Origin of the sequence: Alloalcanivorax sp. C16-1, from assembly GCF_046507805.1 — a bacterium.
Classification (GTDB): Bacteria; Pseudomonadota; Gammaproteobacteria; order Pseudomonadales; family Alcanivoracaceae; genus Alloalcanivorax.
The window spans coordinates 367,278-378,967 of record NZ_JBKFTK010000002.1 but is presented as its reverse complement, the minus strand read 5'-3'; the positions used below and the strand labels follow the sequence as shown (position 1 = coordinate 378,967).

The following is an 11,690-nucleotide window of genomic DNA, read 5'->3' as shown; positions in this document are numbered from 1 at the left end:
GTACGCCTATTCTTCGTGCCAGGCCATCAGTGCCCGGGACTGATCACAGTCGGCGCCAAGGCTCTCCACCGCCTGACGCCAACGCGTCTGTACACAGGTGCTCACCGGCGCGTCAACGCCCAGTGCCCGGCCCAGGTCCGCGGCGATCCCCACATCCTTGGCCAGTAGCCCCAAGGCGAAGCCGGTTTGGTAGGTACCAGGCACCACTTGCTTGGCGAATACCACTTCGCTGTTGAAGCTGCGACCGGTGGAGTGATTGATCACGTCGACCAGGGTGGCGTCGTCCAGCCCGGTGGCCGTGCCTATGGCCAGCGCCTCGGCGGTGGCGGTGTAGGCGGCCGCCGCCACGTAATTATTCAGCGCCTTGCAGGCGTGCCCAGCGCCCCGCGGGCCAACCCGGAAAACCCGCTGGCCAAGTGCCTCGAACACGGGCATTACCGCCTCGATATCGTTGTCATCGCCGCCCGCCATGATCGACAGGGTGCCGGCTTGCGCGCCCGGCACGCCGCCCGACACCGGTGCATCGACGAGCGCGACGCCGGCGTGCGCCAGTTGTTCACCCAGCGCGCGGGTACCCAAAGGTTCCGAGGAACTCATGTCCACCACCCGAGTGCCCGGCGCCAGATGCCGCGCCAAGCCGCCGTCGGTGTCCAACAGAACCTCCCGAACCAGGGCGCCGGTAGGCAACATCGTGATCACTACCCGCGCGCCATCAGCCAGATTCGCCCAACCGTCGGCCACGGCGGCGCCATGTTCCTCTGCCAGTCGGCGAGCACGTTCGCCATCCACGTCAAAAAGCTTCAAGTCGAAGCCGGCCCGCGCCAAGTTAGCCACCATCGGAGCACCCATATTGCCCAGGCCGATAAAGGCCACCGTGATTGATTCAGTCATGGCCCGGCTCCTCCATCTCCACGCCCAGCTCGGCCAGCACCGCTTCGCTGACGTAGGCGGCTTCCGCCGCCGGCGGCAGGCCGCAATATATCGCCGCGTGGCGAATCAACTCGCGAATTTCCGTGGCGTCGGCGCCATTGGCGACCGCGCCCTTAAGATGAATTTTCAATTCATGGCTGCGCCCCATGGCGATCAGAATCGCCACCGTCAGTAAACTGCGCGTTTTCAGATCCAGGCCCGGCCGGCTCCAGGTACCACCGAAGCACTGCTCGGTGACCAGGTCCTGAATCGGCCGCGTGATCATGCCCGCCGCCTGAATCTGCTCATCGGTCACCGAGCGGCCGAACATCCGATAGCGGACCGCCAGCCCGGCGTCATACTCATCTTTGGACATTGATTGCATCCTCCAAATCGGCTCAAAAGCCCATGCATACGCTTTTCAGTTCGGTGTAGGCCTCAATGGCGGCTTCGCCGTGTTCGCGCCCTATCCCCGAGCTCTTGACTCCGCCGAACGGCATGGCCGGATCCACCAGATTGTGGGCATTGACCCATACGGTGCCGGCGCGAAAGCCTTCCACGGCTCGCTGCGCGTAATCCAGGCGCCGCGTCCAGATGCTCGCGCCCAGTCCGTACATCGAATCGTTGGCCTGGTCGATGGCCTGGTCGAGGTCCTCGAACGGCATGGCCACCACCACCGGGCCGAATACCTCCTTTTCCACCAGGGTCAACGGCTTGTTGTGCGGGTTGGCCACAACCGTCGGGCGCACATAGTAGCCTTTCCCGTCATAACGCTCCCCGCCGGCCAGTACCTCGCCGCCTTCCTCGCGGCCTGTGTCGATCAGTTCGCGGACCCGGTCACGGTGGCCCGCGGACACCATCGGACCCATATCGGCGTTGTCGTCCAGGCCCGCGCCCAGCGACAGGCCCTCGGCGAGCGCCGCCAGGCCCTCCACCACTGGCTGGTACAGAGAACGGGCTACATACAGCCGGGAACCGGCCGTGCACACCTGTCCATGGTTAAAGAAAATCGAGCCGGCGGCGGCCTCCACGGCGGCGTTCACGTCCATATCGTCCATGATCACCACCGGGCTTTTACCACCGAGCTCCAACGCCACGCGGCGAATGTCCCGCCCGCATTGCGCTCCGATTTCCCGACCTACCTCGGTGGAACCAGTAAAGGTGATCTTATCCACGTCGGGATGCCGGACCAGAGCCGCGCCGGTGGCGCCGTCCCCGGTGACCACATTCAGCACGCCGTCGGGAATTCCCGCCTCGCGGGCAAGGTGAGCGAGCCGCAGGGCGGTCAGTGGTGTCTCCTCCGCCGGCTTAAGCACTACCGTGCAGCCGCAGGCCAATGCCGGTGCGATTTTCCAGATCGCCATGGCGAGCGGAAAATTCCAGGGTACGATGGCGCCAACCACGCCCACCGGCTCGCGGAGGGTCGTCCCCCGGAACCGCACGCCCGCCGGAGCAGGCACCGACAGGTCGAAGGTACTGCCCTGGATGCGCGTGGCCCAACCGGCCATGTACCGCAGCCATTGCACGCCACCACCCACCTCAATGGCCCGGGACCACTTCAGCAACTTGCCCTGGTTGAGGGATTCCAGCGCCGCCAGGCGCTCGCCATCGGCCTCCACCAGATCCGCCAGGCGATGGAGCAGACGTTCACGCTGATAGGGCGTCAGGCCCCGCCAGTCCGCCTTTCCCAGGGCAGCACGGGCGGCCCGCACGGCCCGGTCCACATCCTCCGGTCCACCCCGGCTGACATTCGCGATAGGTTCACCGGTGGCCGGGTTGAACACCGCGAAGCGCTGGTCTTCTGCGGCGCGGCACCAAGTGCCATCGATCCACATGTCTTCATGGAGAGGGCCGGGATCCGGTTGTTTAGTCGACATCTCATCATCCTTTTTCTGTTGCGTTCTGCCCGGCAGGGGGAGCTCCATCAAGCCTAGCAGCAGCTGGTGGCCGCCGAATTGAGGATTCGTGCAATCTGATTGCCAATCCATGCAACCGGTGCGGCGCGCCGCTGGCCGGGCGATCGAAGTAAAAAAAGCGGGGGGCGGGACCGGGCCACCCGCCACCCCGCCTCGGGTTAAAAGGAGTATTGGGCCGCCAGCATCAGGCGATTCGCGGTGGCGTCGTCGCCATCGACCTTTTCGATGGAGACCACGCCCAGTTCGGCGCCGAACATTATCCGCGGCACTGGCGTCCAAAGTACGTTGATGAAGGTGGTGGAGCGATACTCGTCCATGTCCGCCACGGTGGCGGCGCCAAGATCGTCCCGAGCATCGTCGTAGTCCACCTTGGCGAAACCATGGCTCGCGTTGAATGCAACCTCCGGCGTCAACCGATGGCTCAGGCCAACGGCGCCCCCGTAACCGGCGATACTGTTCACGTCACCCAGCCCATCCAGGTACGCGCCGGGGGCGCCGGAGCGATACAGATAGGCACCGAGGCCATCACCGTAGTTGACACCGCCCTGGATGGAGGTGCGGTCGGTAATCGTCACACGCCAGGCACCGGCCAGACCGTAGGCGAAAGTGGAGTCGGAGTTAGTGCCGTCGTCCACGGTGAGGCGGCGCAATACCAGACTGCCACCGTACTGGAACCGTGACGACGTGTTCTCGTAGCGGGCGGTCAGGTCGGGCATGGTATCGGTGTTGTTCTGGTCCAACAGCAACCGTCCGCCGGAACCAGCGCCATGGACGTCGCTGGTGGGATCTTCCACCGCCAGGGAGAGGCCGCCGCGGGTATAACGCACCTGAGCCTGGCGGGCCTCGTTCACATGCCCCGGATAACCGACCAGGCTGGGAAAATCCAGGGTCGGTGTACGCCCCAGAAACAGCGAGGAATTGGCCCAGGTCTGGCCCGCCAGGATACCATTCCAGCTGCCATAGGCATGACGCAGGCGGAAGTTTCCGGACGCCAGAAAATCACCCTCGATAAAGGTCTTCAAGGTACCGCGCTGCAAGGGTGTCGCGGTGGAAAAGCCGATCCGGCTTTGCGCCGCGCTCATATCCCAATCCGGACCGGCACCGTCACCTTCGGTATCCAGATCAAAGCCTACCGCGTTGGCGTCTCCCAGGTCCTGATCAATATCATAAGTCATATTCATGCGTGCGTAGCCGCTGATACCCACTTCGGTATCCTGCACTTTGAAGGTAATCGCCGTTGCGTTACCGGCACTGATGGCAACGGCACCACCAATAATGAAACAGCCAATTCTTGATATACTCATTGCATTATCTCTTCTTAGTTTTATTAACATGTTAATATTATGAATATTAAAAATGCCGTTTCATGTAACGGCATTCATTGAAAGAGAAAGAAGAATAAATCTATGCGTTCACACCGAACGCTGGCCCCGCATCCTGCTCGGCACGCTTCTTGAGATAGGTACGTGTTGCAATGGCGGGAGCATCGCTGGCCACGGATATCTCGAAGGTGCTGTCATCACGCTCCTTAAGTACATCCTCCAATTTGCCAAGACCCACCACATCTTCTTCAAAGGCCGCGAACAGTTGCTCATGCATAAACTTCGTGATGTGTTCATCTTCGGTGGCGAAATCCCGACCATGCACCAGGAAATAGTGCATGGTATGCGCGGTTTCCGGGGTAAGAATATGCGCCGTGCAAATACGGTACTCCGGCCGCTCGCCATCAGGCAGAGCGGAATCATAAAAGGTGCCACTCACCCGATGCAGTGCTGGTGATACGAATTCCGAAGTAATCAGCCTGGCGGCACTATCCAGACCATCCAGTCCCGTACTTTTACCCCATACGGGCGACAATCGGGTCGGCACCACTCTACGGTGCAGTTTGTAATTACCCTCGGTAAGGTCCATATCGTAAGGCGCGCCCGCATAGTCCGGTGTACCTATGGTGTCCGCGTGCAGATAGGAAAGATGAGTCAGATCCATCAGGTTTTCATGCATGCTTACGTAGTTGCCACGGTGGTACAGATAACCGGTGGAATATTCCCAGTCGCCACTGTCGAACCATTCTTGATGCGGGATACGACTCTCATCCAGCCGATCCGGGTCGCCCATCCAGATCCAGACCAAGGGGCCGCGTTCCACCAATGGATAAGCATGCACACCGATGCCTTTTGGACAGGCATTTTGCGAGGGCACCTCGACCAGATCCCCCTCGGTGTTATAACGAAAACCGTGATACCCACATACGATGGTGTCGCCTTCCAGGCTACTCTCGGAGAGCGGAAAGGAGCGGTGCGGACAGCGATCCTCCAACGCCACCGGGTGACCCGCTTCCGTGCGATAAAGCACCACCCTTCGGCCCAGAATACGGCGCGCCAGTAATGCTCGTCCCAACTCTTCGCCGAAGGCGGCCACATACCATTCGTTGTAGATGAACGGCGTACTATTATCCGCCATCGCCGTGGCGGCTCTTCTCGAACTGGCAATAATGTTCCGTACCGGTCGAGTCATGGCGTTACCTCCTTTTACTTTGTTCTTTTCTAAATCTTAAGGTCGAGCGTGTCGGTATTTGATCTTGATACACACACCAGTATGGTTTTTCCGCTTCCCCTCTCCTGATCATCAAGGATGAAATCGCGATGGTCGGGTTCCCCGCCACACACCTCCACTTCACAGGTCCGGCAGATCCCCGCGCGGCATGCGTAGGGCATATCAATGCCTTGTTGTTCAAGTGCCTCCAGAATGCTTAAATCCGGCGGCACATGGATCGTCATATCACGCTCCATCAGCCTCACGTCAAAGCCACTGGCGTCGCCCTGGGGCTCATCCCGTCCGGCTTGCGCCGCCGGCGCTTCAAACCATTCAAAGTGCACCCTGTCGATGTCGAGCTCTTCGGCATGATCACGCACCGCGCGCATCATGGGGTCAGGCCCACAGCAGTAGAGATGATGCCCATCGGGCAGCTGCTTGATAAAAGCATTCACGTCCGGCAACCGTCCCTCCTGCTCATCTTGAAAATGGAACTGAACGCGATCTCCGCCCATCTCAGCGAGCGTTTCATAGAATGCCGCTCGTTGACGGTTTCGGCAGGCATACAGAAGCCGCCAACGCTTACCTTGACGCTCACACCAACGGACCATGGAAAGGATGGGTGTCACGCCAATACCACCGGCGACGAACAAGTAGCCCGGCGCATCTTCGTCCAATGGAAAGTTATTACGCGGGCCATGCGCGGTGATCACGTCGCCCTGTCGCACCCGGGAGTGAATGAATGAGGAACCCCCTCGGCTTCGCGGCGCCAGGTGGACCGCCACTACGTAACGGTCTCTCTCGGTACTGCAATTGAGTAACGAGTAATGCCGTAGCAGGCCATCCTCCAATACCAATTCCAGATGAGCACCCGGCGAGAAAACCGGCAAGGAGTGCCCCTCCGGATCTCGCAACTCAAGCAACGCGATGTCCTTGGCCTCCGCGGCGAACCGAGACACCGTTAAATGAAAAGGGCGATCCTGCACTGACATGAAAACTGCCTTGCTCATCAAGTTGTTATAGGTAGCGGCCGTCTATGGCGACCGTTCAACTCACTCAACCGTAGCAAGGAAGACCATTAATCCTCGTCCCCCGAAGGGTGGACAAGGCGGCGCGGAGGCATGCACCGATGACCAACACGCAGGGACGCGCTCGCGGCGCCGCCCAAGGCGGTACCGCGACGGAGTAGTATCGGCGGGAAGGAGAGAAAGGCGGGACTCAGATCACGGTCAACAGCATCAGCGACAACGCCGGCACCGCCACCAGCAGGGCGATGCGCACCAGGTCGGCGCCCAGGAACGGCACGATGCCCCGGCTCACCGCCGCCAGGGAGGTGCGCTCGCTGAACTTCTGCACGATAAACAGGTTCATGCCCATGGGCGGTGTGATCAGGCCGATCTCCACCACCATCAGGGCGATAATGCCGAACCAGATGGAAATCTCGGTCTGGGTGAGATCGAAGAACGGCAGGCCCACCACGATCGGGTAGAAGATCGGCACGGTGAGCAGAATCATGGACAGGGAATCCATCACGCAGCCCAGCAACAGGTAGATCACCAGGATCGAGAGCAGCACCGCGAACGGCGCCATGCCGCTGGCCTGCACCCAGTCCGCCAGTTCCACCGGCAGGCGGCTGAGCGCCAGGCCGCTGTTGAGCAGGTCGGCGCCGATCACCACCAGGTAGATCATGGCGGACGCCTCGGCGGTGCCGATCAGGCTTTTCACCAGACCCTCGCCGCGCAGCCCGCCGCGCACCACGGCGAACAGGCCGCAGGCGCCGGCGCCGATGGAGGCCGCTTCGGTGAGGTTGGCCCAGCCGCCGTAGATGCCGAAGATCACCACCAGGAACACCAGCAGCACCGGCGACACTTCCGCCAGCGCGCGCAGGCGCGTGCTCCAGGCCGCCTTGGGGACGCGCGGCGCGTCGCGCATGGTGCGCATGGCCACCAGGCGAATCACGATCAGGTAGCCGAGCATGGCCACCAGACCGGGAATGATGGCCGCCACGAACAGCTTGCCGATGGATTCCTGGGTGAGCACCGCATAAACGATCAACGGCACCGACGGCGGAATCAGAATGCCCAGGGTGCCGCCGGCGGCGATGGTGCCGGCGGCCAGCTTGTTGGGGTAGTGGTGTTTTTCCAGTTCCGGCAGCGCCACCTGACTCATGGTGGCGGCGGTGGCCAGCGACGAGCCGCAGATGGCGCCGAAGCCGGCGCAGGCCCCGGCGGCGGACATCGCCAGCCCGCCGCGCCAATGGCCGATGAACGCGGACGCGGCGCGAAACAGAGCCCGGGACAACCCGCCGTGGATGGCGAACTGCCCCATCAGAACGAACAGGGGAATCACCGCCAGGTCGTAATCGGAGACCCGCGCGTAGACCAGATTATTGATGGTGAACAGCAGCGCGTTCAGGTCGCCGTGGTTAACCAGCACATAACAAAGAATGCCGGCCAGAAACATGCCGACGCCCACGTGCACGCGCAGCGCCAGCAGGCCCATCAGCACCGCCAGCACCAGCAGCCCGGTTTGCATGCCGCTCATGGCCTGACCTCCCGCGCCGCCCGGTACAGCCCGCACAGGGCAAGCAGCGCCAGGCTCGGCACCATCAATCCCTGGGGCCACCACAGCGGCACGCCCAGCATGGTGGACGTGGATCCGTAATCCTGGCTGTTCTGCATCAGCAGAAAGGTGCGCCAGCCCATCAGGGCGGCCACCGCGGCCAACAGCAGATGGCCGGTGGCCAGCAGCGCCCGGTTCACCGGCGCCGGCAGAAAGCCGGCCACCAGATCCACTCGGATATGGTTGTCGGTGATCTCGCACAGCGGCAGGAACGCCGTCACCGCCACGGCGATGGCCATTTGCAGGACTTCGATGTCACCGGGGATCGGCGCGGAAAACAACTTGCGCCCCACCAGTGACACCAGCGACATGACGATCAGCACCAGCACGATGGCGCCACCGGCCAGGGCAAACCCCAGCGACAATCGACGCAGAATAACGCCGGCCATGGTTCACTCCGCTCGCAGGGAGGCGCGCCTCAGCGCGCCAGTTCCGGGGTGTATTGCTTGACCGTTTTTTGCAGGCCGTCGAACAGGGCCTGGCGGTCCAGGCCACCGTCGTCGTTGGCGACCCAGTCATCGACCACGCTTTGTGACGCCTTGAGCATGGCCTGATAGGCGGCGTCGTCCAGGGTGATGATGGTGTGTTCGTCATCGGCGGCGATGCGGTTTTTCACCTGATCGATGGCCTGGTCCCAGGCCTTGCCGAAACGCACGGTGAGTGCCTCGCCGCTGTATTGATCAACGACTTTCTTCAGATCATCCGGCAGGCTCTGGTAGCGCTGTTGATTCATCAGCATGGCCAGGGTGGTCACCGTGGTGGTGGCCTGATCCGGCCCGGTGGTGGTGTGGTGGAAAGTGGTTTCGTCCAGCTTGGTGGGCGGCACCACCTCCCACACCGCCAGGGCGCCGTCGATGACGCCCTTGGACAGGGTGTCGGCGATCTGCGAGGGCGGCATGCTCACCGGCGTGGCGCCCACCGCGCTCAGGAAGCGGGACGCCAGCCGGGTGGAAGCCCGCACCCGCAGGCCCTTCATGTCGTCCAGGTTACGCACCGCCTTGCGCGCGGTGTGCAGGGTGCCGCCGCCGTCGCTGTACACCGCCAGCACCTTGTAGTCCTTGAAATCGTCCTTGGCGTAGCTCGTGGAATAGTCCCAGATGATGCGGCTGGCGGTTTCTCCGCCGGCCGGCAGCACGAACGGCAGCTCCAGCGCCTCGCTGCGCGGGAAGCGACCGGCGGAATAACCCAGCGCCGTCCACACCACGTCCACCACGCCGTTGCGCGCCAGATCGGCCAATTGGCCGGGGGTGCCGCCGAGCTGCATGGAGGGATAGATCTCGCATTGGATGCGGCCGTCCGATGCCGCCTTCATGTCCTCGCACCAGGGTTCGATCACATTCTGCTGCGCGTTGGAATTGGCCGGCAGGAAGTGCTCGATACGCAGGGTAACGCTGTCGTCGGCGTGGGCGGCGCCGAGGCCCAATATCAGGCCCAGGGCGGTGCCGGCGATCCGGAGGGGGAGGTTTCTTATAGGTGTTTTCATGGCGACCTCTCGCTGTGTTTGCTTGTTGTTTTCGATGGCGGCGTGGCCTGTCCGACGTGCCGCAACCATTAATTTGTTAATGAATACTAAACAGCCTGCGAGCGGCCGGTCAATGCGCCGGCCCGAATAAAATCGCCGCGACCCCGGCAGGTATACATTCGCGATCACCACCGTTGAAAAGTGCAATTTTTCCTCTGGAAAACACCTGGGACTGGTCGCGGGGCTCACCGATGATGAAAAAAAGCAACGCGATCACACCAACACGATCGCCACAACAGCGCCCATCAGAACAACGCAGATCAGAACAACGCTCATCAAAACAAAAAGGGAGAAGTCGCAGTGCAGTTCCATCACCACGGCTATGTTTCCAGCGATCCCCGTGTCGAGGACGCCGCCGGCACCGGTATCGACCGACCCGGGGACCTGCCCGAGCGCGTCGACGTGCTGATCGTGGGCAGTGGACCGGCGGGCATGATCGCCGCCGCCCAGCTGGCCAAATACCCCCATGTCACCACCCGCATCGTGGAGCGCCGGCCGGGTCGCCTGAAGCTCGGCCAGGCGGACGGCATCCAGGCGCGCAGCGTGGAAACGTTCCAGGCCTTCGGCTTCGCCGAACGGATTACCGCCGAGGCCTACCGCATCACGGAGATGGCGTTCTGGTCGCCGGACCCGGACAACCCGGACCATATCGCCCGCGCCTCGGTGGCGCTGGACGACGGTAGCGGCGAGATCAGCGAATTCCCGCATCTGATCGTCAATCAGGCCCGGGTGCTGGATTACTTCGCCGAGTTCGCCCGCCACGCCCCGGCACGCATTGAGCCGGACTACGGCCTGGAATTCGTCGCGCTGCACATCGACCGGAGCGCCGAGTACCCGGTCACTGTCACCTTGCGCCACGTCAGCGGCGAGCGGGAAGGCCAGGAACGCACCGTGCACGCCAGGTACGTGGTCGGCTGCGACGGCGCCCACAGCAAGGTGCGCGAGGCCATTGGCCGCCAGCACGTGGGCAAGGTGGCCAATCACGCCTGGGGCGTGATGGACGTGCTCGCCACCACCGACTTCCCGGACATTCGCACCAAGTGCGCGATCCAGTCCGCCAGCGGCGGCAGCATCCTGCACATTCCCCGCGAGGGCGGTCATCTGTTCCGCATGTACGTGGACCTGGGCGAGGTGTCCGCCGACGACAACCGCCAGGTTCGCCAGACCACCCTGGAAACCACCGTGGCCAAGGCCAACCGCATCCTCCATCCCTATACCCTGGAGGTGAAGGACTGCGCCTGGTACACGGTTTACGAGGTGGGCCACCGGGTCACCGACAAGTTCGACGACGTGGATCCCGGCGACGAGAACCGCGTCGCGCCGCGCGTCTTCATCGCCGGCGATGCCTGCCACACTCACAGCGCCAAGGCCGGCCAGGGCATGAACGTGTCCATGCAGGACGGCTGGAATATCGCCTGGAAGCTGGGCCAGGTGCTGTCCGGCCAGGCGCCGCCGGCCCTGCTGGCCACCTATTCCGAGGAACGTCAGGAAGTGGCGCAGAACCTGATCGATTTCGATCGCGAGTGGTCGAGCCTGATGGCCAAACCCACCGAGGAATTCGAGGATCCCAAGGAACTGGCGGACTTCTATGTGAAAACCGCGGAATTCCCCGCCGGTTTCATGACCGAGTATCGCCCCTCAATGATCACCGGTGACACCCGCCACCAGGCGCTGGCCACCGGCTTCGCGGTGGGCAAACGCTTCAAGTCGGCGCCGGTGATGCGGGTGTGCGACGGCAACGACGTGCACCTGGGTCACCACGCCACCGCCGACGGCCGCTGGCGAATCTACGCCTTCGCCGATGGCAGCGCCGAACGTCTCGACCGGTGGGCGGAATGGATGCTCAGCGACGCCGCCTCGCCGGTGGTGCGCTTTACTCCGGACGGTGCCGATCTCGACAGCCTGTTCGACATCAAGGTGATCTATCAGCAGGTCCACGCGGACGTGGAGTTCGGCCCGTCCATTCCACCGCTGTTCAAACCCCGGGTGGGCCCGTTCCAGCTCACCGACTACGAAAAGGTCTACGCCATCGATCCAAGGCGGGACATCTTCGAGGCGCGCGGCGTCGACCGTGGCGGCGCCGTGATCGTGGTGCGCCCGGACCATTACGTCTCCCTGGTGTTGCCGTTCGAGGCGGTGGATGAGCTGGCGGCGTTCTTCGACGGCAATACCCGGCGCCCGGGCTGAGC

The 11,690-nt window shown here is 62.8% G+C and carries 10 protein-coding genes; 1 reads left to right on the top strand and 9 read right to left on the bottom strand.

From position 1 onward, the window contains the following. Positions 1 to 6: 6 nt before the first annotated feature. The 9 genes from ACLD0W_RS08980 to ACLD0W_RS08940 all read right to left on the bottom strand — a co-directional run bounded on the left by ACLD0W_RS08980 (position 7) and on the right by ACLD0W_RS08940 (position 9,462). Positions 7 to 891 (bottom strand): NAD(P)-dependent oxidoreductase, encoded by an 885-nt coding sequence (locus ACLD0W_RS08980; protein WP_410307146.1) that lies wholly within the window; start codon positions 889 to 891, stop codon positions 7 to 9. After that, positions 884 to 1,285 carry a carboxymuconolactone decarboxylase family protein gene (locus ACLD0W_RS08975; RefSeq protein WP_410307145.1) on the bottom strand — a complete coding sequence of 134 codons (402 nt, stop codon included), beginning with the start codon at positions 1,283 to 1,285 and terminating at the stop codon, positions 884 to 886. Before ACLD0W_RS08975 ends, ACLD0W_RS08980 begins: the two co-directional genes overlap by 8 nt. A gap of 22 nt (positions 1,286 to 1,307) precedes the next feature. Next, a complete protein-coding gene (locus tag ACLD0W_RS08970) occupies positions 1,308 to 2,786 on the bottom strand; it encodes an aldehyde dehydrogenase family protein (RefSeq protein ID WP_410307144.1) in 1,479 nt (492 codons plus the stop codon). A gap of 197 nt (positions 2,787 to 2,983) precedes the next feature. Beyond that, positions 2,984 to 4,129, bottom strand: coding sequence for a DcaP family trimeric outer membrane transporter (locus ACLD0W_RS08965; protein WP_410307143.1), 1,146 nt, complete (start codon positions 4,127 to 4,129; stop codon positions 2,984 to 2,986). A gap of 100 nt (positions 4,130 to 4,229) precedes the next feature. Then, entirely contained in the window at positions 4,230 to 5,339 is a 1,110-nt protein-coding gene (locus ACLD0W_RS08960; protein WP_410307142.1) for a Rieske 2Fe-2S domain-containing protein, read from the bottom strand. 29 nt (positions 5,340 to 5,368) lie between these two features. Then, positions 5,369 to 6,349 carry a PDR/VanB family oxidoreductase gene (locus ACLD0W_RS08955; protein WP_410307141.1) on the bottom strand — a complete coding sequence of 327 codons (981 nt, stop codon included), beginning with the start codon at positions 6,347 to 6,349 and terminating at the stop codon, positions 5,369 to 5,371. A gap of 226 nt (positions 6,350 to 6,575) precedes the next feature. After that, positions 6,576 to 7,901, bottom strand: a complete 1,326-nt coding sequence (locus ACLD0W_RS08950) for a TRAP transporter large permease (protein WP_410307140.1) — start codon at positions 7,899 to 7,901, stop codon at positions 6,576 to 6,578. Beyond that, complete coding sequence (locus ACLD0W_RS08945) at positions 7,898 to 8,368, bottom strand: TRAP transporter small permease (RefSeq protein ID WP_410307139.1); 471 nt, start codon at positions 8,366 to 8,368, stop codon at positions 7,898 to 7,900. The genes ACLD0W_RS08950 and ACLD0W_RS08945 overlap by 4 nt, the downstream gene beginning before the upstream one ends. A 29-nt stretch (positions 8,369 to 8,397) precedes the next feature. Then, positions 8,398 to 9,462 (bottom strand): TRAP transporter substrate-binding protein, encoded by a 1,065-nt coding sequence (locus ACLD0W_RS08940; RefSeq protein WP_410307138.1) that lies wholly within the window; start codon positions 9,460 to 9,462, stop codon positions 8,398 to 8,400. Positions 9,463 to 9,801: 339 nt separating this feature from the next. Here ACLD0W_RS08940 and ACLD0W_RS08935 point away from each other — a divergent pair, with 339 nt between their 5' ends. Next, complete coding sequence (locus ACLD0W_RS08935) at positions 9,802 to 11,688, top strand: FAD-binding monooxygenase (protein WP_410307137.1); 1,887 nt, start codon at positions 9,802 to 9,804, stop codon at positions 11,686 to 11,688. Positions 11,689 to 11,690 lie beyond the last annotated feature (2 nt).